Annotated in this window: 17 protein-coding genes and 1 tRNA gene; 9 read left to right on the top strand and 9 right to left on the bottom strand. The window is 72.8% G+C overall.

The annotated features are described in order from the left end of the window. Nucleotide 1 precedes the first annotated feature (1 nt). The 3 genes from AB0G59_RS03485 to AB0G59_RS03475 form a co-directional block, all read right to left on the bottom strand. On the bottom strand, nucleotides 2-1,579 hold the full coding sequence (locus AB0G59_RS03485; protein ID WP_360907478.1) for an FAD-dependent oxidoreductase: 1,578 nt from the start codon (nucleotides 1,577-1,579) through the stop codon (nucleotides 2-4). A gap of 128 nt (nucleotides 1,580-1,707) precedes the next feature. Beyond that, complete coding sequence (locus tag AB0G59_RS03480; RefSeq protein WP_360907476.1) at nucleotides 1,708-3,255, bottom strand: FAD-dependent monooxygenase; 1,548 nt, start codon at nucleotides 3,253-3,255, stop codon at nucleotides 1,708-1,710. A gap of 91 nt (nucleotides 3,256-3,346) precedes the next feature. Next, a complete protein-coding gene (locus tag AB0G59_RS03475; protein WP_360907474.1) occupies nucleotides 3,347-4,402 on the bottom strand; it encodes a hypothetical protein in 1,056 nt (351 codons plus the stop codon). A gap of 99 nt (nucleotides 4,403-4,501) precedes the next feature. On the opposite strand from AB0G59_RS03475, the gene AB0G59_RS03470 reads away from it, so the two are divergent. Beyond that, nucleotides 4,502-5,311, top strand: coding sequence for a hypothetical protein (locus tag AB0G59_RS03470; protein ID WP_360907472.1), 810 nt, complete (start codon nucleotides 4,502-4,504; stop codon nucleotides 5,309-5,311). A gap of 66 nt (nucleotides 5,312-5,377) precedes the next feature. Here the strand turns inward: AB0G59_RS03470 and AB0G59_RS03465 are convergent. Beyond that, nucleotides 5,378-5,465, bottom strand: a tRNA-Leu gene (locus AB0G59_RS03465). A gap of 106 nt (nucleotides 5,466-5,571) precedes the next feature. On the opposite strand from AB0G59_RS03465, the gene AB0G59_RS03460 reads away from it, so the two are divergent. Then, nucleotides 5,572-6,903, top strand: coding sequence for a DUF2254 domain-containing protein (locus AB0G59_RS03460; RefSeq protein ID WP_360907470.1), 1,332 nt, complete (start codon nucleotides 5,572-5,574; stop codon nucleotides 6,901-6,903). Between the two features lie 10 nt (nucleotides 6,904-6,913). On the opposite strand, the gene AB0G59_RS03455 is transcribed toward AB0G59_RS03460, so the two are convergent. After that, nucleotides 6,914-8,458, bottom strand: a complete 1,545-nt coding sequence (locus AB0G59_RS03455) for an aldehyde dehydrogenase family protein (protein ID WP_360907468.1) — start codon at nucleotides 8,456-8,458, stop codon at nucleotides 6,914-6,916. A gap of 209 nt (nucleotides 8,459-8,667) precedes the next feature. On the opposite strand from AB0G59_RS03455, the gene fdhD reads away from it, so the two are divergent. Beyond that, nucleotides 8,668-9,501, top strand: coding sequence for a formate dehydrogenase accessory sulfurtransferase FdhD (fdhD, locus tag AB0G59_RS03450; RefSeq protein WP_360907466.1), 834 nt, complete (start codon nucleotides 8,668-8,670; stop codon nucleotides 9,499-9,501). A gap of 22 nt (nucleotides 9,502-9,523) precedes the next feature. Here fdhD and AB0G59_RS03445 read toward each other — a convergent pair whose 3' ends face one another. Together AB0G59_RS03445 and AB0G59_RS03440 are read right to left on the bottom strand one after the other, a co-directional pair. Continuing rightward, nucleotides 9,524-12,121 (bottom strand): GTPase-associated protein 1-related protein, encoded by a 2,598-nt coding sequence (locus AB0G59_RS03445; protein WP_360907464.1) that lies wholly within the window; start codon nucleotides 12,119-12,121, stop codon nucleotides 9,524-9,526. A gap of 349 nt (nucleotides 12,122-12,470) precedes the next feature. Then, on the bottom strand, nucleotides 12,471-12,932 hold the full coding sequence (locus AB0G59_RS03440) for a MarR family winged helix-turn-helix transcriptional regulator (RefSeq protein ID WP_360907462.1): 462 nt from the start codon (nucleotides 12,930-12,932) through the stop codon (nucleotides 12,471-12,473). A 118-nt stretch (nucleotides 12,933-13,050) separates the two neighbouring features. Here AB0G59_RS03440 and AB0G59_RS03435 point away from each other — a divergent pair, with 118 nt between their 5' ends. Next, nucleotides 13,051-13,983, top strand: a complete 933-nt coding sequence (locus tag AB0G59_RS03435; RefSeq protein ID WP_360907461.1) for a zinc-binding dehydrogenase — start codon at nucleotides 13,051-13,053, stop codon at nucleotides 13,981-13,983. Between the two features lie 104 nt (nucleotides 13,984-14,087). After that, the gene (locus AB0G59_RS03430; protein WP_360907459.1) at nucleotides 14,088-16,106 is read left to right on the top strand and encodes a sialidase family protein; all 2,019 of its coding nucleotides are present in this window, start codon (nucleotides 14,088-14,090) and stop codon (nucleotides 16,104-16,106) included. Here AB0G59_RS03430 and AB0G59_RS03425 read toward each other — a convergent pair. Then, nucleotides 16,044-17,168, bottom strand: a complete 1,125-nt coding sequence (locus tag AB0G59_RS03425; protein WP_360907457.1) for a bile acid:sodium symporter family protein — start codon at nucleotides 17,166-17,168, stop codon at nucleotides 16,044-16,046. The two genes, AB0G59_RS03430 and AB0G59_RS03425, sit on opposite strands and share 63 nt — an antisense overlap. Before the next feature lie 103 nt (nucleotides 17,169-17,271). Between AB0G59_RS03425 and AB0G59_RS03420 the strand changes: the two genes are divergently transcribed. The 3 genes from AB0G59_RS03420 to AB0G59_RS03410 all read left to right on the top strand — a co-directional run bounded on the left by AB0G59_RS03420 (nucleotide 17,272) and on the right by AB0G59_RS03410 (nucleotide 21,150). Continuing rightward, complete coding sequence (locus AB0G59_RS03420) at nucleotides 17,272-18,198, top strand: LysR family transcriptional regulator (protein ID WP_360907592.1); 927 nt, start codon at nucleotides 17,272-17,274, stop codon at nucleotides 18,196-18,198. Nucleotides 18,199-18,366: 168 nt separating this feature from the next. After that, on the top strand, nucleotides 18,367-20,193 hold the full coding sequence (locus AB0G59_RS03415; protein WP_360907455.1) for an AMP-dependent synthetase/ligase: 1,827 nt from the start codon (nucleotides 18,367-18,369) through the stop codon (nucleotides 20,191-20,193). 114 nt (nucleotides 20,194-20,307) lie between these two features. Next, nucleotides 20,308-21,150: an aldo/keto reductase gene (locus AB0G59_RS03410; RefSeq protein ID WP_360907453.1), complete on the top strand. Its 843-nt coding sequence runs from the start codon at nucleotides 20,308-20,310 to the stop codon at nucleotides 21,148-21,150. Between the two features lie 57 nt (nucleotides 21,151-21,207). Here the strand turns inward: AB0G59_RS03410 and AB0G59_RS03405 are convergent, their stop codons facing one another. Beyond that, nucleotides 21,208-21,513, bottom strand: a complete 306-nt coding sequence (locus AB0G59_RS03405; protein WP_360907452.1) for a 4a-hydroxytetrahydrobiopterin dehydratase — start codon at nucleotides 21,511-21,513, stop codon at nucleotides 21,208-21,210. A 207-nt stretch (nucleotides 21,514-21,720) separates the two neighbouring features. Between AB0G59_RS03405 and AB0G59_RS03400 the strand changes: the two genes are divergently transcribed. Then, nucleotides 21,721-23,529, top strand: a complete 1,809-nt coding sequence (locus tag AB0G59_RS03400) for an FAD-dependent oxidoreductase (RefSeq protein ID WP_360907451.1) — start codon at nucleotides 21,721-21,723, stop codon at nucleotides 23,527-23,529. Nucleotides 23,530-23,539: the final 10 nt, after the last annotated feature.

Genomic DNA, 23,539 nt, shown 5'->3' with positions numbered 1-23,539 from the left:
CCTAGCTCTTGCGGACGAACCAGCGGTCCAGATAGGCGTCCAGCGCCTGGTGGTCACCGGCCCGCGCCCGCAGGCCGATGTGGCCGTCGGGCCGGACGAGGAGCAACGAGCCGCGCCGCAGCGGTGCTTTGCCGCCGCCCTGGGGCGGCTGGACGCGGAACACCTCGGCGGGGACGGGGAAGCGGCCGACGGCCCGGCGCAGCTCCTCGGCGGCGTCGGGCGCCGGCCTGCGGTCCGGGATCTCCAGCAGGGTCCAGCGGTCGTAGGAGAGCAGGTCGTGCAGCCGGCGCTCCCGGCCGCCGTGGGTGATGGTCACGTCCGGCAGCCGGTCGCCGGCGCACAGGGCGCCCCGGCCGCCGCGCCCGGCCCCGTCGGTGGACAGCTCGCTCGCGCGGTGGTGGCGGGGGAGCTCGCTGAGGACGGCGCGGCCGCGCCGGTGGATGCGGTCGCTGGAGAGCACCGCCGGCCCCAGGAAGCGCATCGCGGCCAGGGTGAGGACGGAGGGCGGCAGCTCCATCACATTGCGGCGCATCTGCCGGATCACTTCCTGTGCGATGCCGCGCTGTTCGTGGGAGTAGGTGTCGAGCAGGGAGTCGGTGGCCCAGCCGTGGTGCACGGCGGCGAGCTTCCACCCGAGGTTGTGCGCGCCCCGGAGCCCGGTGTTGAGCCCGCGCCCCCCGATCGGGGCCCACATGTGGGCGCTGTCCCCGGCGAGCATGGCCGGCCCCTTGCGCAGGGAGCCGGCGACCCGGTCGTGGAAGCGGGCCCGGTTGTACCAGGGTGGGACCGTGGGCATCAGAGCGGTGGCGGGGTCGTGTGTGGCCCTGGCGACGAGGTCGCGCATCTCGTCGACGTCCGGCGGCGCCACGCGCTGGGGGTCGGGGTCGTCGAGGAAGCTGAAGAAGCGGTAGCCGCCGCCCGGGCGCGGGGAGGCGATGAGGCACACGCGGTGCTCGAGGAAGAAGTAGGTGGTGTCGGGGGCGGTCGGGAACTTCCAGTCGGGCTTGGCGTTGATCTGTACGGCCTGCAGGTCGACCCGGCGTTCGCCCTCGAACGGCACGTCCATCGTCTTGCGCACGAGGCTGTGGGCGCCCTCGCAGCCCACGACCCAGCGGCAGCCGATGGTCTGCAGCCGGTCACCGGGCCCGCGCACGTCGACCTCGGCGCCGTCGACGCCCAGCCGGAGCGCCACCGCCTCCGCGTCCCAGCGCACTTCGGCCTCCAGCTCCTTCAGCCGCTCCACCAGCAGCCGCTCGATGGCGATCTGCTCGATGGCCAGGGGCTGGGGGAAGGCCGTGCCGGTGACCTGGGTCTCGTGGCCGCCGACGCGGCGCCCCTGGACGTACACCTCGGCCTGGCGCAGGCTCAGCCCCTGGTCCAGGAACCGGTCCGCGCAGCCGAGGTCGCGCAGGACCTCCAGGGCCCGCTGCCAGATGACGCTGGCCCGCACCTCCCGCTTGGTGCTCGGCTCCTTCTCGAGGACGACCACGTCCAGGCCGTACTGGCGCAGCGCGATGGCCAGCGCGAGACCCGTGGGCCCGGCCCCGACGACCACGACGTCCCGGCAGAAGTCACTCATCCAGGTCTCCCCCGTGCGCAACGGCGGGTGGCTCGGCCGTCGCGGCCGCCCGCCCCTTCATCCCTCTTCGACGCTCTTCATGGTCCGGGATGAAGGGGTTGGGTATCAATGGGGCCTATTCTCTGACATTAGCCCTTTCGTACGAACCACTGGTGTATGTACGTTTCCAGCTCCTCGACACTGTCGGTGCTCAGCGCGATGTGCCGGTCGGGGCGCACCAGCACCAGCGCCCGGCCGGGCAGGCGCCGCTCCCCCTCCCCTGGGTCCAGCAGCGGCCGGAAGACCTCGACGGGCAGCGCACAGGCACCGGTCACCGCGCGCAGCCGGCCCTCGTCCACGCCGCGCGCCCGCGCGCCGGGGGCGACCAGCAGCGTCCAGCGGTCGTAGGAGAGCAGCTCGTGCAGCCGGCAACGGCGCCCCTCCACGGTGACGGGCCCGTCCGGCAGCCGCTCCCCCGCCGCCTCCCCCCGCGACAGGGCGCTCTCCCGGTGATGCATCGACAGGTCGCTGAGCATGGTGCGTATTCTCCGCGCGAACCACCGGCTGCGCGTCAGCCGCGACCCGATCACACGCATGCCCAGGAGCGTCGCCGCGGTGGGCGGCAGCTCCAGGACGTTGTGCCGCATCTCCCCCATCACCTTCTGCGCCGTGAGCCGCTGTTCGGTGGCATAGGTGTCGAGCAGGGCGTACGGGTCGGCGGCCCAGCCGTTCAGGGCCGTCGCGAGCTTCCAGGCGAGGTTGTGCGCGCCGCGCAGCCCGGTGTTGAGCCCGTGCCCGCCGATGGGTGCCCACAGATGCGCGCTGTCGCCGGCCAGCAGCGCCCGGCCGTCGCGCAGCGAGCCGGCGACCCGGTCCTGGAAGCGGGCCCGGTTGGTCCAGCCGGGTTCGGTGGGCACCAGATGGACGTCGGGGTCGTGCGCGGCGTCGGCGACCAGGTCCCGCATCTCCTCCACCCCCGGCGGCTGCTCGACCGAGGGGTCCGGGTCGGTGCGGAAGCAGAAGAACCGGTGCCCGCCGCCGGGGCGGGGGGACACCCCGAGCGAGATGCCGCGTTCGAGGAAGAAGTAGGTGAGGTCGGGAGCGTAGGGGTACTTCCACTGCGCCACGGCGTTCATCTGCAGGCACTGCAGGTTGGGCCGCCGCGCGCCCTCGAACGGGATGCCGAGCCCCTTGCGCACCACGCTGCGCGCCCCCTCGCACCCGACGACCCAAGCGCACCGCACGGTCCGCGGGCTTCCGTCCGCGCTCCGCAGATCGACCTCGGCCCCGTCCGGGCCCGTCCGCACCGCCACGGCCTCCGTGGACCACTCCACCTCGCCGCCCACCGCCGCGAGCCGCTCGCCGAGCAGCCGCTCCACGGCGTCCTGCTCGATCGACAGCGGATGGGGAAACTCCGTCCCCCCGCAGCCGAAGGTCATCCCCCCGACCCGCCGCCCCCCGGCGTGAATCTCCACCCGACGCAGCCGCAACCCCTGCTCGATCATCTTCTCGGCACACCCGAGGTCGCCCAGGACCTCCAGCGCCCGCTGCCACACGATCCCCGCCCGGGCCTCCCGCTTCCCCCGGTCCGCCTTCTCCACCACGGCGACGTCCACCCCGTACTGACGCAACCCGATGGCCAGGGCCAGCCCCGTGGGCCCGGCTCCGATGACCACGACATCGCGGTAGTCGTTCACTGGCGTCTCCCCCCTGCCCGGCGGCGGACGACACCGCCGCCCCTGCCCTCATCGTGTGGCACGGCAAGAGCGGACTCAATGGGGCAGGTCCTTACCTTTCTCCCGGATCCGCGCCGTCCGCGGGCTCGAAGTCGCGCAGACCGTCCTTGAGCGTGCCGAGCGTCTCGTCGGCCAGGTCGCACAGGAACTCCGGACACACCCATGCGTCCAGCGGCACGTCCTCATGCTCCGTCTCGTCCTCCTCGCTCCACCCGTGGGACTCGGAGATCTCGGCCCGGCCACCGGGGCTGCGCAGCAGATAGCCGACCTGGTTCACCCAGTCGGGGTCGTCGGTGTCGGGGTGGTCGCCGGCGGCGTGCGGACAAGGACGGTCGTCCAGGAGGGGAACGGCCGCCTCGATCCCCGCGATCATCGCGTCCAGTACGGCACGATCGGTGACCCGCTCGGAGGCCGCGTACCAGCAGGTGGCGTTCATCGTGACGAGGAAGCCGGCCAGTTCACCGCGGGTGGGGCGGACGAGATGCTCCTCGGCCTCGAAGATGAGCTCCTCGTACGGGTCGCAGTAGGGGTAGTCGTTCACGATCCCCGAGAGGGTGCTGATGCGGCTGTGGTGGTACTTCGGCGCTCCGACGGGTATGCGCCGCACGGTGAACGGCGCGATGACGTCCGCGGCGAGGCGCGCCCAGCCGGCCACGTTGGCGGGGCAGAGCACGCGCTCGGCGTCGCTGTCCTGGGTGGGGAGCTCACAGGCCAGCAGGCCGGTCTCGCAGGTCCGGATGTCGTCCTCCAGCGCCCCCGTCTCCCTCTCGTACGGATGGAGGTCATGGGAGCAGGGGCGCGCACCCAGCTCCTTCGCCGCGGCGTGCAGAGCCCCGAGCGCCGCCTCCTCGGCCGCCCGCCCGGGCCGCCAGGAGAGGTACCCGGACATCGCGACCAGCCCGGCCACCCACACCCGGGCGTGCTCCCCGCCCGGATCGGCGGCGAGCCTGCGCGCGCACTCCATGACGAGGGGGTCCGCCTCGTCCGCGGGCGAGGTCTTGTCGATGTGCCGCCAGGCGTCGGCGAGCTGTTCTTGGGTGAGGCCGGTCATGTCGATCATGAAGTGCACGACGACGTGCGGACCGACGCGGTTCCGGTTTCCCGCCACCGAGAGGGATACCGGCTAGGAGAGTGAGCCACCGTTGCCGGGAACGCAGCCGGTCGTTTCCCCGAGTGGCCAGAAGTTTCTCCGTATTCCTCTCGAAGAATGGGGTTCACCGTGCGTTCTGCGCGCCCTCGGATCCGGTGGAATGTCGTTGTCGCCGGCGTCACCTCGGCCGGCCTCGTGGGCTTGCTCCAGACGCCGGCCGCCCCCGCGTCCCACGACCGCCGCGAGATCTCCGATTGCGTGGGCAAGGAGGACGGCTACGACCGCGGGCTCTTGCTGAACAACAGGCAATGGGCGCGGGCCGAGAACCGCCGTCTGGGGTACGGCAGGTATGCGACGTGCCGTTTCGTCATCACGCACAGGTCCAGGTACGTGGATGTCGGCCAAAGGGCCGTGTCGGACACCTACGGCGCCTGCGCCGGACCCGCGTGGAGCGTCGAGCTGCTGGTCAACGAGTCCGTGGCCAGGTCGAAGGCGAAGTCGCGGGAGAGGGAGAGGCTCAGGAGGCGGGAGCGGTCGATCGAGAAGGACGTCTCGGGGCTGATCTCGGCGGCCATCGCGGGCGTGCTGGACATCAGCCTCGGCCGCGACGTCAAGGTAGGCCGCCTGGAAGCCGAGGAACACAGTCAGCGGCACGGTGAGACGACGGAGTGGACCGACAGCAAAACCGACGAGAAGAAGAACATCGTCAGCATCCCCGAGGGAAAGAGGGTGTACCTCCAGTCCGCTCCGTGGCTGCGGAGGAGCTCCGGCTACCTGGAGATGAGCTACTGGGAGGGCGGGTCCGACGGCCGCGGCAGGGCCGTGAAGAAGATCGACCTGACGACCCATACCCCGGTCCTGAGGGCGGACAAGAGGCCGCGCATGGACTATCAGACCCGCTGGATGGACTGCCCCAAGAAGAAGTGACCGCGAGGCCCGCCCCCCCGGGCCCCGGGAAACAGAAAAACCCCAGATGAGCTGGGGTTTTCTCTGTGGTGTCCGAGGGGGGACTTGAACCCCCACGCCCGATAAAGGGCACTAGCACCTCAAGCTAGCGCGTCTGCCATTCCGCCACCCGGACTAGGTGTCTGTCTTCGCGGGGTGTTCCCCGCGGCGACATGGATAACTCTATCAAGGTTTCGGAGTGCCTTTCACCAGGGATTTCTTCCGCGCCATAGGGTTCAAACATGCACAAAGAGGGACACTCCCCCGCGGCGGGTGCCGCCCGTCGGAGGCCGCGGGCCCTTTCGCCGCTGCGGGAGCACCTGCGGGACACCTTCTGGTTCGCGCCGACCGCCGGTCTGGTGGGGGCGGCGGTGCTGGCGATGGGGGTGCTGGAGCTGGACAACCTCGTGGTGCGGGAGCTGCGGGATGAGGGGCGGTACGGGGAGGTCGAGTCGCTGATCGCGATCGCGGACGACATGAAGACGATCATCACGACGGTGGGGTCGGCGATGCTGACCTTCATCGGCGTGGTGTTCTCGATCTCGCTGGTCGCCCTGCAGATGGCCAGCGGGCAGTTCTCGCCCCGCGTGGTGCGGCTGTACGTGCGCAGCCGGATCACGAAGTGCACGTTCGCCGTCTTCCTGGCGACGTTCCTCTTCGCCCTGCTGGTGCAGGCCTCCTACGAGGGGAACGAGGACCCGCGGACCGTGTCCACGGTGCCGGTGTTCTCCAGCATCACGTGTGTGCTGATGGTGCTGCTGAGCCTGGGGCTGTTCATCGCCTATGTGAACTCCACGCTGCGGCTGATGCGGATCAGCCATGTCATCGACCGGATCACGCGGGAGTCGTTCCGGGTGCTGGACCGGCACGGGGTGGCGGACGCCGGGCGGCCGGGGCTGCCGGCGGCGGGGGCGGAAGTGCGGTACCTGGGGCGGGCCGGGGTGCTGCGGGACGTGCACATCGCGCGCCTGGTGCGGGCCGCCCGGCGGCAGGGAATCGTGCTGCGGCTGATTCCGCGGATCGGGGACTTCGTCGTCCCCGGCACGCCCGTACTGGCGGTGCACGGGGGCGCGGTGGCGCCCCCGCAACGGGCCCTGCGCTACACCGTCTCGGTCGGGGTGGAGCGGACGTTCCACCAGGACCTGGGGTTCGGGCTGCGGCAGCTGTCGGACATCGCGCAGCGCGCCCTGTCGGCGGCCGTGAACGACCCGACGACGGCCGTGCAGTGCCTGGACCGGATCGTGCAGATCCTGGCGGCGGTCTCCGGGCGGCCGCTGGGCGCCCTGTACCACTGCGACCGCAAGGGCGCGGTCCGGCTCGTGCAGGACGTACCGGGGTGGGCCGATCTCGTCGACCTCGGCTTCGCGGAGATCCGGGGCTGCGCCGTCGGCAGCCCCCAGGTGACCCGGCGGCTGATGGCCGCCCTGGAGGACCTGGCGCGGCTGGCGCCCGCCGAGCGGCGCGCGCCGCTCGAACGGCACCGCACGCTCCTGGAGCAGGCCGTGGAGCGTACGGTGCGCGAGCCGGCCGACCGGGACTTCGCGCTGCGGCCGGACCGGCAGGGCATCGGCTGAGCCGCGGCGGCTACGGCATGAGGTGGTAGTCCGGGAAGTTGCCCGGCACGCGCTCGTCCGCCGCCGTCCCCCGTGTCACGGCCCTCACCAGCAGTTCCCCGCCGACGAACGCGCCCCGCCACGACGCCCCGAAGCCCCCGAAGAGCTCCTCGCGGTCGCCGCGGGAGCGCGGCGTGCCGTGGCCGACCTTGAACGCGCGGATCTGCGGGGCCAGCCGCTCGTACACCGCAGGGTCGTCGCAGGAGAGGGTGGCGACGAGGGCGCCGTTGCTGGCGTTCATGGCGGCGAGCAGCTCGGCCTCGGTGTCGACGAGCACGATGGTGTCGACCGGGCCGAAGGGCTCGGCGTGGTGCAGCGGCGAGGACGGGGGCGGGTTGAGGAGGGTGACGGGCGGGACGTACGCGCTGGTGTCCTGGCCCGGCAGGAAGCGGCCGGCGGCGAGGTCGCCGCGGTGCAGGGGGATGGCGCCCCGGTCGACGGCCTCGGCCACCTGGTCGCCGAGCTCCTTCGCCTTCGCCGCGTTGATCAGGGGGCCGAAGTCCAGCTCGGGCAGGGGACCGTCCGGGTCGGGGACCGCCAGCGGGTGGCCCAGCGTCACCTGGCGCACGGCCGGGAGGTAGTGGGCGAGGAAGTCGGCGAACGCCGACCGCTGGACGACGAAGCGCGGGTAGGCCGTGCAGCGCTGCTTCGCGTAGTCGAAGGTCTTGCGGATCTGCGGGGCGAAGGCGTCCCAGTCGCTGAAGTTCCAGACGCCCCAGGTGTTGAGGCCCTCCTGTTCCAGGATGTGGGGCTTGCCCAGGTCCGCGACCGCCGTGGCCACCCGCGCGCCGGTGTCCCGCCCGCCGACGAACGACACGCACCCGATCTCCGGGGCACGCACGAGCGCTTCCGACAGCTCGCCGCCGCTGCCGCTGACCAGGGTGACGGGCAGCCCCTCGCGGGTGGCCAGGGCACAGGCCAGGGTCAGGCAGGCCACGCCGCCGTCGGTGGGCGTCTTGGCGATGACCGCGTTGCCGGCCAGCGCCTGGACGAGCATGGCGTGGACGAGCACGCTCATCGGGTAGTTCCAGCTGGCGATGTTGCTGACGGGGCCGGGCAGCGGCGAACGGCCCGCCATCATGCGGTCGATCTCCGCCACGTACCACCGCACGCCGTCGATCGCCCGGTCCACGTCCGCCCGGGCCAGCCGCCACGGCTTGCCGATCTCCCAGACGAGGAGCAGCGCGAGGAGGTCGCGGTGCTCGGCCATCGCGTCGAGGGCCGCGCCGACCTGTGCCTTCCGGTCGGCGAGCGGCACCTCGCGCCAGGCCCGGTGCTGGTCCAAGGAGGCCCGTACGGCGAAGTGGGCGGTGGCCGCGTCGAGGCGGGGCGGGCCGGCGATGGGGGTGCCGTCGACCGGGGTGGTGGCGGGCAGCGGGCGGCCGTCGGCCTGCCAGGCGCCGTTCCAGAGGTTGAGGACGCGGTCGAACCGGAAGGCCTCGGGGGCCACGGCCTGGCAGCGCTGCCAGGCCGTGGCCCACTCGGTGCCGGGTTTGAGGGTGAAGGTGGGTGCCATCGGTGATCTCCGCTCTCGGTGCACGGTCGGGGCGGGGAATTGGCGCTTCCTACCGAACGGTAGCCAGGGGGCGTACGGAAGGTGAGGCGCCTGCCGTCGATGAGGCCCACGTCACGTGCCGGCGCCCGGCCGGGCGCCGGGCGCCCCGCGCGCACCCGCGAGAATGAACCGTCCACCGCACCAACCCACCGACACCGGGACTGATCGACATGGGACGGGTCACCGAACGACGCCGCGTCATCCGCATCCGCGACGGGGCCGTCGCCACCCGCCCGGACACGCTCGTGGCCGAGGAGCCGCTGGAGATCCGGCTGAACGGCAAGCCGCTCGCCATCACCATGCGCACCCCCGGCGACGACTTCGCGCTGGCGGCCGGGTTCCTGGTCAGCGAGGGGGTGCTGGGCAGCGCGGACGAACTGGCCAACATCGTCTACTGCGCGGGCGCCACCGACGACGGCTCGAACACCTACAACGTCGTCGACGTCCGCCTCGCGCCCGGCGTGCCCGTCCCCGACATCACCCTCGAGCGCAACGTCTACACCACCTCCTCCTGCGGCCTGTGCGGCAAGGCGAGCCTGGACGCGGTGCGCACCACCGCCCGCTGGCCCGTCGCCGACGGCCCGACGACCCTGCGGCTGAAGCCCGAACTCCTCGCCACGCTCCCCGAGAAGCTGCGCGAGGCCCAGCGCGTCTTCGACCGCACCGGCGGCCTGCACGGAGCGGCCCTGTTCTCGCCGGACGGCGAGCTCCTGGACGTACGGGAGGACGTGGGCCGGCACAACGCGGTCGACAAGCTCGTCGGCCGCGCCCTGCAGCAGGGGCTGCTGCCGCTGTCGGGGGCCGTGCTGCTGGTCTCCGGCCGGGCGTCGTTCGAGCTGGCGCAGAAGGCGGTCATGGCGGGGATCCCGGTGCTCGCCGCCGTCTCGGCGCCGTCGTCGCTCGCCGTCGACCTGGCCGCCGAGACGGGCATGACACTGATCGGCTTCCTGCGCGGTGCGTCGATGAACGTCTACGCCGGGGAACAGCGCGTCGTGCTGGACTGAGGGAGCACGGGGGCCGGGGCGGTCACGGGCGGCCGTGCTTGCAGCCGCCGGGCCGGCCGCGCCAGCGGCCGCCGAGCCTGCCGAGCACCCCGAACCGGTCCCACTCGTGGAAGATCTCCGCCCACGGACCGCCGACCTGCCGCAGGGTCCGCCGGATCTCCTCCACGTCCTCGGTGGACATCCGGCGCACCTCGGGCCGCAGCACCGAGGCCAGCAGGTCGGCGCGGATCTCCTCCCACAGCTCGCTCACGTCGGGCGCGGTGTGCCAGGCGACGAAGCAGACGGCGACGTACGTGCGCTCGCGGCGCAGCAGGCTGACCACGGCGGCACTGCGCGCCTGGTGGGCATACGCGCGCAGGAGGTGCCGGTCGTCGGAGTGGATGAGGTCGGGCAGTTCGCCGGGGGCCGGGGGCGGGTCCATGCAGAGCAGCCGGTCGGCGAGGGCGTCGCTGAGGCGTTGCTCGATGCCGGCTTCGAGCGGGGCGGCCTGGCGGCGCAGGCCGACCACGCGGGCCGTGTAACCGGGCAGGGCCTCACCGGTCTCGAGGTCGCCGGCCTGTTCGAGGAGGAGCAGGGCTGCCCGGTCCCGTGGGGTCAGGTCGGCCCCGCTGACCAGGACGCTCTGGAGGAGGGCCTTCGCGAGGGCGGGGGCGGACCGGTCTCCGGGGTCGCTGTCGAGGGCGGCGCGCACGAACGGCCGGGCGAGGCCGGCCGCCTGGTGCGAGGCCGCCGGGATCGTGTCGAGCAGGACGACGGCCTCTTCGGTCCGCAGCGGCTCGTCGCCCCAGACGAGCCGGTAGGCGGTGCGCAGGACGGAGGGGGCGTCCTGGTGCTCGGGGTCGGCGGCGTCGATGAGCTTGTGCAGGAGCGCGGGCCGGTCCTGGTCGTGGGGCGGCGGGAGCGGCTCGTGGTGGAGCTCGTGGTGGAGGGTGTCGGCGGCCGGTGTGCCGTCGGGGGCGGCCGCGTCCTGGGCGTGGCCCTGTTCGTGACCGTGGCCGTAGTCCTCGTCGTGGCCGTAGTCCTCGTCGTAGCTCTGGTCGTCGTCCTGACCGTCGTCGTAGTTGCAGGTGTAGCCGTAGCCGTGGCCGTAGCTGTAGTCGACGTACGGCGCGGAGTCCTCGGCCATGGCGGCGGCCATGCGCAGATGGGGGCGGCCGGTGAGGTCCGCGCCGGGGAGCTCGGAGGCGAGCAGGTGGGTGAGGGCGCGGGGGTCCTCGGTCGCCGCGGTGCGGTCGAGGGCGTCGAGGACCGCGGTCCGCAGCGCGGGGTGGGCGTCGAGGGCGGCCCGTACGACCTTGCGGTCCGGGGACGCCTCGTCGAGGAGGGCGGCGGTGAGGCGGGCGGTGAGGACGGGCATGACGGCGCTGCGGTCCACTCTGAGCGCCTCGGCGAGGCGCAGGAGCGTGAGGAAGCGGACGAGCGGCGTCTGGGGGGTGTCGGCCGCGCGGTCCAGCTCCGTGCGCAGGTCTCGCCGGAGGGGGGCGAGGGAGGAGCGGGAGGACGTCGTGGTCGAGAGCTCGTCGGTGAGCGACGCGAGCACCGTCCACTCCTCGGGGGTGCGGTCCGTGCCGCCGGCGGCGAGGGTGGCGAGCAGCCGGCTCCCGTCGGGGTCGTCGAGGCCGTCGTGGGAGAGCTGTTCGCGGGCCCAGCGGGCCGCGGCCGTACGACCGTTCGAGTCGAGGGCGATGCCTTCGCGGGCGGCGAGCGCGGCGAGGCGCTCCGCCTCGTCCCCGGAGCCCCGTACCGCTCCGGCTCCGCCGCGGCGGGACGCCTCGGCGAACAGCGCGGGCCGGCCGGCGAGCCAGATCCGGGCCGCGACGGCCGCCCAGAGGTCGCGTTCGGCACGGGCGGGACTGGAGGTGCCGCCGGTGCAGTCGTGGACGCGGTAGCGGCGCTGGGCGGCGGCGGAGACGAAGTCGAAGTCGGCGTCGGGGAAGGCGCCGACGATCTGCTGCCGGGCGAGCATGGGGCGGCGGGTATAGGTGGTGAAGGTGAGCCGGTCGGCGAGCTCACGCGGCAGGACGGCGCTGGCGATGGCGATCCAGAACGCGGTCTGGGCGCTCTCCCGCTCGATGACGAGCAGCTGCGGGGCGTCGGGGGTGCGGAAGAGGGTCCGTACGTCCGCGAGGAAGTGCTCGAGGCGGTCCGCGCGGGCTTGGACGAAGTCGAGCAGCCCCTTCTTGTCGATGCGCCGCGCGGGGGTGAGCGCGGCCAGCGGCTCCGGCGCGCCGTCGCCCGGGGTCCGGTCGGCCCAGGACGGGGACTCCCACGCCTCGATGGGCAGTAGGCCGCCGGGCAGCCCGCCGCCCTCGGGCAGCCGCACGGCGTGGGCGTGGAAGTTGCCGTGGCGGCCGCCGCGGCCGGGGCCGGTGCGGATGGTCCGGCACAGCAGGCGGCTGCCGTCGGAGAGCCGGTTGTGGCTGAACGCGACGGGGAACCCGGCGAGTTCCTCGGGCGAGGGGCAGTCGGGGGCGTCGGTGGGGGGCTCGTAGCCGATCAGCTGCTCCGCCTCCCCCAGCAGGGTGATGGGCAGTTCGGGGCTCGCGGCGGTGAAGCGGAAGCCCGAGCCGTCCGGGCCCGCGGCGGCGGTGGAGGTGTAGTGCAGCTGCTGCAGATTCACGTGACACCCCGTTTCGCCTTGTTCTTTTTGGTCCTTGTCTTGTGTACTGCCGTACTGCACTTTGCGCACTGCTGTGCTGCGCTTACGCACTGCCGCACTGCGCCTCGCGGCTGCCCGTACTGCGCCTCGTGTACTGCTTACCGCGTTCGGCCGTCCGGCTACCGCACCTGTCCGTCTGTTTGCGCGCGCCTGATGGCCTGCCCCTTGTCCGTTTCCGCCCTCACGCCCTGTGTACGGCCAGTGGGGGCCGGTGGGCGGCCGCCACGCCTCCGGCTCCTCACCTTCGCCCCACTTGCGGGTGACATCCCACCAGATCCGGCGCGCCGCCGCCCCGGCTTTGGGGGGAAGTTCAGTCGTCGTCCTCGACCACGCGGGTGAGGAGCGCGAGGAAGAGTTCACGCTCGGCGGGCGAGAGCGCCGCGAGGAGCGTCTCGTTCGCCTTGTCCCCCAGCTTGGCGAGGCGGGCCAGCCTGCGGCGGCCGGCGGGGGTGAGATCGATGGCGTTCTTGCGGCGGTCCGCGGGGTCGGGGGCGCGGGTGATGAGCTCCTGGGCCTGCAGGTCGTTGAGGATGCCGACCATGTCCTTGGGGTCGAAGCCGGTGGTCCGGCCCAGCTCGGCCTGGGCGACGGGACCGAGGTCGGCGACGGCGGAGAGCACGGCGTGGTGCGACATGCGCATGCCGTCCTGCGCCAGCGCCTCGGCGACGAGGCGGCGGCCGCGGGCGGAGGCGCGGTTGAGCAGCCAGCTGGGGAGGGTGCGGATGCGGGCGAGGGAGGGCTCGTCTCCGGTCGCGGGGGTCATGGGGGCCATGGGGTGAGCGTATCCGGAAACCATTGGACTTCCCAACGATATGGGGTACCGTAGGGTCTACCAACGTTGGGGCTCCCAACATTGGAGATGCCAATGTTTCTGGTGGAGGTGTGTGCCCATGCGTCGCGTCCGGTATTACGAGTACGGCGGCCCCGAGGTCCTGCGCGTCGAGGAGGCGGAGGTCCCCGCCCCGGGCCCGGGTGAACTGCTGCTGCGGACCGAGGCGATCGGTGTCACGCTGCCGGTCGTCCGCAAGGTCCGCGAGGGCGGGCTGCCGCTGCCCGCGAGCATCGGCGGCGAGGTGGCCGGCGAGATCGTCGCCGTCGGCCCGGGGGTGACCGGCTTCGCGGTCGGCGAGCGGGTCACGGGCCTGTGCTTCGGCGACGCGTACGCGGACCACGCCGTCCTGCACACCGCCATGGCCTCCCCGGTCCCTCCCGGCGTGGACGCGGCCGACGCCGTGGCGCTCGTGCGGTGCGGCCTGGTCGCCCTCGGCGCGTACGAGGCCGCGCGGCCGGCCGAGGGCGAGTCGGTGCTGGTGACGGCCGCGGCCGGCGGCTCCGGCCATCTGGCCGTCCAGCTCGCCAAGGCCCGCGGGGCGAGCCGCGTGGTGGCGGCGGTCGGCTCGGCCGCCAAGGCCGACTTCGTCCGGTCGCTGGGCGCCGAAGAGGTGGTGACGTACGAGGACGAGTCCTGGGGCGATCCGGTGGACATCGTGCTCGACGCCGTCGGGGGCGAGCTGCTCTCCCCCGCCATCGCGGCGCTCGCTCCGGGCGGCCGGCTGGTGGCGTACAGCTCCGGCGGCGGGACCATCGAGGCGTACGACCTGCTGGTGGGCGCGAAATCCGCCATCGGCTTCCAGATGGCGCTCATAGCCCGGGGCCGGCCGGAGCTGATGGCGCGGTGGCGGGGGGAGCTGTGGGAGCTGTACGCCTCCGGGCAGGTGCGACCGCGGGTGCACGCCGAGCTGCCGCTGGAGGACGCGGCCAAGGCGCACGAGATCATCGAAGCCCGCGTCAACCAGGGCAAGGTGGTCCTGCGACCCGTGTGAGCCCTTTGGCCTGACGGTCCTTGTGGGAGCAACGCCCGCATCGTACGGTGGCGCACCGGACACGTGGGGCCGCCGCGACGGCCTTGACGCGAAAGGGTCGGGCCATGGCGGCGCATCCTCCCACCGGTTACCGACAGCGCGCACCCCTGGCTCATTCCTCGTCCCCGCCCGGTCCCCGCATCAGCTGGCGGGCCGCTGCCGCCTCCGCCGTTCTCTGCGGTGCGCTGCTCGCGCTCTGCCTCCCCCAGGCGGCGGCCGTGCCTGGGGGGTCCGTCACTCCGGCGGGCGCAGGGTTCGAGGAACCAGCGGGCGCAGGGTTCGAGGAACAGGTCCTGTTCAAGGCCGGCCAGGAGCCGGGCCACGGCTACGCCTGCTACCGCATCCCGGCGATCGTCACCACCACCCGGGGCACGCTCCTCGCCTTCGCCGAGGGGAGAAAGGACAACTGCGGTGACGCCACCGACATCGATCTCGTTCTCAAGCGCTCCACCGACGGCGGCCGCAGCTGGGAGCCGCTGCGGATCGTGGACCCCGGCCGCGGCGACACCCACGGCAACCCCGCGCCCGTCGTGGACCGCCGCACCGGCCGGATCGTGCTGGCCACCACCTATAACGAGGGCCGCGACGACGCCGGGAACTGCGACGTGCCCTGCGACCGCACCCCGCACCTGCAGTACAGCGACGACGACGGCCGCAGCTGGTCGCGCCCGAGGGAGCTGACGGCGCAGATCCGGCCCGCCGGGTGGAACTCCTGGTACGCGACGGGCCCGGGGCACGGCATCCAGCTCGCCCGGGGGCCGCACCGCGGTCGCCTGGTCATCGGCCTCAACGCCGAGAGCCATGACGGCACCCGTACGTCGGCCAACCACGCGGCGCTCGCGCTGAGCGACGACGGCGGGGCGCACTGGCGGCTCGGCGCGGTGGACACGCACGAGGTCACGGCCGACCGCACCTACCGGCAGAAGCCCTCGGAGCTGACGCTCGCCGAGCGGAGCGACGGCGCGGTCTACGTCAACGGACGGGAGCAGGACGGCACGGAGCTCGGCAACCGCGACGACGCCGTCAGCCGTGACGGCGGAGCGAGCTTCACCGCGCCGTTCCGGGCGCTGCCCGAGCTGTACTCCCCCATGGTGCAGGGGGCGGTCGCCCCGCTGCGACCCGGGCGCTGGCTGTTCTCGGCGCCCGCCGACCCCGACCGCCGCCGCACCCTGACCATCCGTTCCTCCTACGACCAGGGGCGCACCTGGGAGAGCGCCGAGCGCGGCAGACGGGTCACCACCGACTGGTCCGGCTACTCCGACATGGCGGTCGTCGGGCCGGGCACGACGGGGCTGCTCTACGAAGCCGGGAAGGCGGACGCCCGGCAGGAGATCCGCTTCGCCCGGTTCACCGAGGAGTGGCTGGGCGAGCGGCGGGGGCCGGACCCGACGACGCCGGACCGGGCGCCGGGCGGGCGGGGCGCGTATGTGCTTGGCGGCGCGCGGCCGGTCGGGGGACGGTTCGGCTCCGGGCTCGGGTTCGACGGCAAGGACGACGCTGTGCGCCTGCCCTACCGGGCCTCGCTGCCGCTGGGCGCGCGGGACTTCACGGCGGCGCTGTGGTTCCGTTACGGCGCCTCGGGGGCCGGGGGCGAGCAGCCGTTCCTGTGGATGGGCGGCGTCGGCGGGGCGCCGCAGGTGGCGCTGCGCGGGGAGCCGCGGCAGGGGCGGATCGCCGGGCAGGTGACGGCGCTCGCCGAGGGGCCCGGGCCGTCCCGGACGGCGACGGTCCGGTCAGTGGGGGCGTACGACGACGGGCGGTGGCATCACCTGGCCCTGCGGCGTACGGGCGGGAGGCTGACGTTGACCGTGGACGGCGCCTCCACCACCGTGCCCGATGTGCCGGGGTCGGTGAGCCGGAACTCGACGTTCGGGGTGCATCTGGCGCAGAGACCGGACGCACGCGCGTTTCTGAAGGGGGATCTGGACGAGGTACGGGTGTACGGGAGGGCGTTGGCGGACGGGGAGCTGGCGGCGCTGCGGGCGACGAACGCGCCGCCCGCCCGCAGCGACGGTCCGGTGCTATGGCTGCCGCTGGACCGCGTCGACCCCGGCGACCGTGCCGGTGTCGCTTCCCGCCACTGAGGGGCGGGGGCCGGCGGCCCCGGGGGCGGCAGCGGTCGGCGCCTGGTGGGCGTAGCGCTTGGCGAGCACCGCGCAGACCATCAACTGCAGCTGGTGGAAGAGCATCAGCGGCAGCACGGCGACGCTCGCGTGCGCCCCGAAGAGCACGGTCGCCATCGGCAGCCCGCCGGAGAGGCTCTTCTTCGACCCGGCGAAGGTGATGGCGACGCGGTCCGCCCGGTCGAAGCCCAGGCGGCGGGCGCCGCGGCTGGTCAGCGTGAGCATCAGCGCGAGCAGGACGGCCTCCACGGCCAGCAGGGCCGCCAGGCGCCAGGGCGTCACCTGGTGCCAGACGCCCCCGACGACGCCGGCGCCGAACGCCCCGTAGACCACGATCAGGATCGAGCCGCGGTCGACGTACCCCAGGGCCTTGCCGTGGCGCATGAGATAGGACCCGAGCCGGCGGTGCAGCAGCTGCCCCGCCACGAACGGCACCAGCAGGCGCAGGGCGACCGACAGCAGCGAGTCCAGGGAGACCCCGCCCGTGCTGCCGCCCAGCAGGAGGGCGGCGAGCAGAGGGGTGAGGACGATGCCGACGACGCTGGACAGGGAGCCCGCGCAGATCGCGGCCGCGACGTTGCCGCGGGCGAGGGAGGTGAAGGCGATCGACGACTGGACGGTCGAGGGCACCAGGCACAGGAACAGCAGCCCGGTGTACAGCTGCGGCGTCAGGACGTGGGGCACGAGGCCGCGGGCGGCGAGGCCCAGCAGCGGGAACAGCGCGAACGTACAGAGGAGGACCGTCAGATGCAGCCGCCAGTGACGCAGTCCGTCGAGCGCCTCGCGGGTGGAGAGGCGGGCGCCGTAGAGGAAGAAGAGCAGCGCCACGGCCCCTGTGGAGGCGTGGTCCGCGGCGGCGGTCGCGGCGGAGCCGCGCGGCGGCAGGAGGGTGGCGAGCAGGACCGTGCCCAGCAGGGCGGCTATGTAGGGGTCGACGGGGAGCGCCGCGACGAGGCGGCGGGGAAGGCGGGCACGGAGAAGGCGGGCACGGCGAGGACGGGGGCGGCGGGGGCGGGGGCGCATGTCCTCAGGTTGTCCGCCGGACGGGCCATCGGGAACCCCGTTCACCGCGCTGACTGTTATCACGTATCGCGATGGGCCTGGCTAGGCTCGGGGCATGGCCGATCTGTTCGACCCCACCCAGCTCCGTACCTTCGTGACCGTCTCGCAGACCCTGAGCTTCACCCAGGCCGCCCATCGCCTGGGCGTGCGGCAGTCGACCGTCAGCCAGCAGGTGCGCAGGCTGGAGGAGGCGGCCGGCCGGCTGTTGTTCGTCCGCGACACCCACAGCGTGACGCTCACCGAGGACGGCGAGGCGATGCTCGGCTTCGCCCGTACGATCCTGGAGGCCAACGAGCGGGCGGCGCACTGGTTCGCGGGGACGCGGCTGCGGGGGCGGCTGCGCTTCGGGGCCTCCGAGGACTTCGTCCTGACCAGGCTCCCCGAGATCCTGCAGGCCTTCCGGCACGACCACCCTGAGGTGGACCTCGAGCTGACCGTCGACCTCTCCGGCCCCCTCCAGGAGCAGGTCGCCGCCGGGCGGCTCGACCTCGTCCTCGTCAAGCGCCATCCGGGCCAGGGCCGCCCGGACGAGCCCCACGGGCGGCTCGTCTGGCGCGACCGGCTCGTGTGGATCGGCGGCGAGGGGCTGCGCCTCGACGCCCACCGCCCGCTGCCGCTGGTGGTCTTCCCGCCGCCGGCCGTCACCCGGGCCCGTGCCCTCGAGGTGCTCGAACGGCACGGCCGCCCCTGGTGGGTGGCCTGTACGAGCGGCAGTCTCAACGGTCTGGTGGCCGCCGCGGGTGCCGGGCTGGGCGTGATGGCGCACGCCCAGGGCATGATCCCGCCGGGGCTCGTCCGCGTTCCGGCCCGCGCCGGGCTGCCGGAGCTCGGCGACGTCGACGTGGTGCTGTTGTACGGCACCCGGACGGTCCGGGGCGGCACCGCGCGCGGCAGCGCGCGGGCGCTGGCGGAGGCGATCCTGGCCGCCGGGGACCGGTTGCAGTCGCCGGGCCCGGCGCAGCCGCCCCAGGGGTCTCAGGGTCCCGGATAACGGTGGGGAACAACTGCGTGCACGCCTCGAAGAGGTATCGAAGAGATTCGGTGCAGATCCGGTCGGACCCCGTCCATCAGACGAGACGAGGCCGGTCGAAGGGGTTCGGGGCGGGACGGGATCGGGTACGGTCACGGCGCTGTGCGGAGCGTCGCGAGGAGCGAGAGGTTGCGCGAGTTCACCGTCCCTTCCCTGGTGACGGCGCCCCACGTCGGAGGACTGGCGGACGTCGTGTTCGATCATGCCGCCGACGACCCCGACAGAGTCGCGCTGGGCCGCCCGACGCAGGACGGCCGGTGGCGGGAGGTGACCGCGGGCGCCTTCCGGGACGAGGTCCTGGCGCTGGCCAAGGGCCTGATCGCCCAGGGGGTCCGGTTCGGCGACCGGGTCGCCGTCATGTCCCGCACCCGGTACGAGTGGACGCTGTTCGACTTCGCGCTGTGGTGCATCGGCGCCCAGCCCGTACCGCTGTACCCGACGTCCTCCACCGAGCAGGTCTTCGGCATGCTGCACGACGCGGACGTCTCGGCCTGCGTCGTCGAGCACGAGGACCACGCGATGACCATCGGTTCGGTCATCGACCGGCTGCCGCGCCTCGTCCGCCTCTGGCAGCTGGACGCGGGCGCGCTCGGCGAGCTCACCGGCGCCGGGACGCGCATCGCGGACGAGGTCGTGCACCGGCACCGCATGGCCGTCACCCCGGATTCCCCGGCGACCGTCATCTACACCTCCGGCACCACGGGCCGCCCCCGGGGCTGTGTGCTCACGCACGCCAACTTCATGGCCGAGGCCGACAACGTCCTGCGCCGCTACGAGCAGGTCTTCCGTTCCCGCCCCGGTGATGAGGCCTCCACCCTCCTCTTCCTCCCCCTCGCCCATGTCTTCGGCCGGATGGTGCAGGTCGCGGCGGTGCGCGGCCGGGTCAAGCTGGGGCATCAGCCGCAGCTGTCGGCGACCGCGCTGCTGCCCGCGCTGCAGTCGTTCCGGCCGACGTTCGTGCTCGCCGTTCCCTATGTGTTCGAGGGTTTGTTCGCCTCGGCCCGGCGCACGGCCGAGCTGGAGGGCAGGGGCAGGCCGTTCGAGAAGGCCGTCGACGTCGCGGTGCGGTACGCGCAGGCGCTGGAGGACAAGGCCTTCGGCCTGGGCCCGGGCCCCGGCACCACGCTGCGCGTACAGCACCAGGTCTTCGACAAGCTGGTCTACGCCCGGATCCGCGAGGCGCTCGGCGGTCGGGTGCGGTACGCGATGTCGGGCGGCTCGGCGATGGAGCGGGACCTGGGGCTGTTCTTCGCGGGCGCGGGCATCACCGTGTTCGAGGGGTACGGGCTGACCGAGACCACGGGTGCCGCCGTCGCCAACCCGCCCGAGCGCACCCGCTTCGGCACCGTGGGCCGGCCCGTTCCCGGCACGAGCGTGCACATAGCCGACGACGGAGAGATCTGGCTGAGCGGCGGTCAGGTGTTCTCCGGCTATCTGGGTGACCGGCGCGCCACGGACGCCGTCCTGCGCGACGGCTGGCTGGCCACCGGTGACCTGGGCGCGCTGGACGAGGAGGGCTATCTGACGATCACCGGGCGGAAGAAGGAGATCCTGGTGACCTCCGGCGGCAAGAGCGTCTCGCCGCACGCGCTGGAGGAGCGGGTCAGGGCCAATCCGCTGGTCGCCCAGTGCCTCGTGGTCGGCAACGACCGCCCTTATGTCGCGGCCCTCGTGACGCTCGACCAGGAGGCGGTGGCGCACTGGATGGCCCTGCGCGACAAGCCCCTGCCGCCACCGTCCGAACTGGTGCACGACCCGGAGCTCGAGGCCGAGATCAGGCGGGCCGTGGTGGCCGCCAATACACTCGTCTCACAGGCCGAGTCGATACGCACGTTCCGCATCCTGGCGAACCGGTTCACCGAGGACCAAGGGCTGCTGACGCCCACGCTGAAGCTCAAGCGGAAGGCGATCGAGAAGGCCTATGCCATGGAAGTCGAAGCGCTCTACGCCACCTGACCTGGCCCGTAAGTCCCCGGCGCCAGAAAAATAGGTGTATCGGGAATGCGATCCGGAACGTGCCGGTTGACCATGGGGTAAGTGCTACCCGACGGACGTAAGGATCGATTGCTCGTGAGCAAGGTCCCCACCATCACCCTCAACAACGGCGTCGAGATGCCGCAGATCGGCTTCGGCGTGTGGCAGGTCCCGGACGGCGAGGCCGCCACCGCCGTCGCGACCGCCCTCGAAGCGGGGTACCGCAGCATCGACACGGCCGCGATCTACGAGAACGAGCGGGGCACGGGCAAGGGGCTGACCGCCTCGGACATCGCCCGTGACGAACTGTTCGTCACCACGAAGCTGTGGAACAGCGCCTCCGAAACCTGGACGCGCGAGAGCGTCCTGCGGGAGTTCGACGCCTCGCTCGACAAGCTCGGGCTCGACTACGTCGACCTGTACCTCATCCACTGGCCCCGGGCCATGCGCGACGACTACCTGACGATCTACCGCACCTTCGTGGAGATCGCCGCGAGCGGCCGCGCCAAGGCCATCGGCGTCTCGAACTTCCAGCCCGAGCAGCTCGAGCGGGTCATCGCCGAGACCTCGGTCGTCCCCGCGGTCAACCAGATCGAGCTGCACCCCAACTTCGCGCAGGCCGAGCTCCGCGCCCTCCACGCGCGGCACGGCATCGTCACGGAGGCGTGGTCCCCGCTGGGCCAGGGCCGGGGCCTGCTGGAGGACCCGACGCTCGCCCGCATCGCCGCCAAGCACGGCAGGACTGCCGCCCAGGTCGTACTGCGCTGGCACGTGGAGCTGGGCAACGTGGCCATCCCGAAGTCGGTGACCCCCTCCCGTATCCGGGAGAACATCGACGTCTTCGGCTTCGCGCTGGACGCCGACGACCTCGCGGCGATCGCCGGCCTGGACAACGGCACCCGGCTGGGCCCGGACCCGGCCGAGTTCGACTTCAACTGATCCGCCGGCCACCCCTGCGGCCCCGGGACGGACGTACCGTCCCGGGGCCGCCGTGCGTCAGCGCGCCCCGTGCCCGGGCGCGATCGCCTCGACGCGGCGGGCCAGCTCCACGTCCAGGCCGGTGACCTTGCCGCCGACGCTGTGCGTGTTCACGGCGAGGGAGACGGTGTTGTAGCCCAGGGTCAGGTCGGAGTGGTGGTTGAGCTCCTCCTGGAGCTGCGCGATGTGGATCACCATCGCCGCCGCCTGGAAGTGGCCGCCGAAGGAGTACGTGCGCGTGATCCGGTCGCCGTCCGTGGTCCAGCCGGGCAGTTCCTGGAGGTGCTCCTCCACGTCCTTCTGCGAGAGCGGTTCGACTGCCATCGCGCATCCCTTCGTCGCGTCTTCGCCCCGTCTTCGTTCCCACCGCGAGTCGGCGGTGATGCAAGCGTCCCATGGGGCGGCAGCGCTTTCGCGCCAATGTACGGCCGACGGCGCGGAGGAGACCCCGCCCGCCTTCCGGGTCGAGGAGGACCCACCTATGCTCCTGCGCCGGGCATGACAAGTTACCGGCGGTTAGGGGCTGTGGCCATGGTGGATCCCGCAGGCAGCACACGCAGAGGGTTCCTGGGCGGCGCGGGTGCCGTCGCCGCGACGGCGACGCTCGGCGGGGCGACGGCGCTCGGCGCCACAGCCGTACTCGGCGGCACGGCCCACGCACAGCCGCGCCGGCGCACCGGCGGACGCACCGTCGCGGTGCTCGGCGGCGGCGTCGCCGGGCTCACGGCCGCGCACGAACTGGCCGAGCGCGGCTTCCAGGTGACGGTGTACGAACGCAAGTCCGCCCTCGGCGGCAAGGCGCGCAGCATGGACGTACCGGGCAGCGCGAAGGGCGGCCGCCGGCCGCTCCCCGGCGAGCACGGCTTCCGCTTCATCCCCGGCTTCTACCGGAACCTGCCCGACACCCTGCGCCGCATCCCCTTCCCCGGCAACGCGAACGGCTGCCACGACAACCTCGTGGCCTCCAGCGAGGTGATGCTGGCCCGCACGGGCGGGCGCGAGGACATCCGGATACCGTTCGCGAGCATCGGCAAGGCGCCGCCCGTGCTCACGCCGGACGCGTTCCTGCGCATGCTGACGGCCTTCTTCGAGACCTTCGCCCGGCTGCCCGCCCATGAGATCGCCTACTTCGCGGGACGGCTGCTGGTCTGGTTCACCAGCAGCGAGCGGCGGCGGACGCAGGAGTGGGAGCGCGTGCCGTGGTTCGAGTACACCAAGGCCGCCCGGATGTCGGCGAACTACCGGCAGCTGCTGGCCGTCGGGATCACCCGCAACATCGTCGCGACCAAGGCCGAGGTCGCCAGCACCAAGACCGTCGCCACCTGCATCGAGGCGTTCCTGTTCAACGCGATGGGCCGGGGCGCCGACGGCGAGCCGGACCGGGTCCTCAACGCCCCCACCAACGAGGCGTGGATCAACCCCTGGATCACCCATCTGCGGTCGCTCGGCGTGGAGTTCCGCACCGGCTGGGGCGTACGCGACCTGCGGCTCGCCGGCGGACGGATCACCGAGGCCGTGCTGCAGGACGCCAGCGGGGCACGGCAGTCGGTGACCGCCGACCACTTCGTCTCCGCGATGCCGGTCGAGCACGCCCGTACGACCTGGAACGCACAGGTCCGGGCTGCGGACCCACGGCTGGCGCGCTGCGACAAGCTGCGGACGGACTGGATGACGGGCATCCAGTTCTATCTCACCGAGCCCACGCCGATCATTCACGGCCACATCAACCACATCGACTCGCCCTGGTCGATCACCTCCGTGGGCCAGGCCCAGTACTGGCCCGGACGCGACTTCCGGCGCGACTACGGCGACGGCACGGTGGCGGACTGCCTGTCGGTCGACGTCTCCGAATGGGACCGGCCCGGCATCCTCTACGGCAAGACCGCCAAGCAGTGCACCCGCGAGGAGGTCGCCCGCGAGGTGTGGGCGCAGATGAAGGCGGGTCTCAACGACACCGGGCGCACGGTGCTCAGCGACGCGAAGCTGCACTCCTGGTTCCTGGACCCGGCCGTCGAACTCGGCGGCACGCACGCCAGCAACGACGAGCAGTTGTTCATCCACCCCACCGGCACCTGGTACAACCGCCCCGAGGCCCGGACCGCGATCCCCAACCTCTTCCTCTCCGGCGACTACGTGGCCGTCGACATCGACCTGGCCACCATGGAGGGCGCCAACGCCTCGGCCCGCGCGGCGGTCAACGCCCTGCTGGACGAGGCGGGCTCCCGCGCCGAGCGGTGCACGATCACACCCCTGTACCGGGCACCCGAACTCGAGGGGTTCCGGCGGCAGGACGACCTGCGTCACCGGCTCGGGCTGCGCAACGCCTTCGATCTGGGGTAACCCTCGCGAA

The organism is Streptomyces sp. NPDC021096 (assembly GCF_040641275.1).
Classification (GTDB): domain Bacteria; phylum Actinomycetota; class Actinomycetes; order Streptomycetales; family Streptomycetaceae; genus Streptomyces.
Note: the sequence above shows the minus strand (reverse complement) of the source record. Positions and strands in the feature narration are given on the sequence as shown.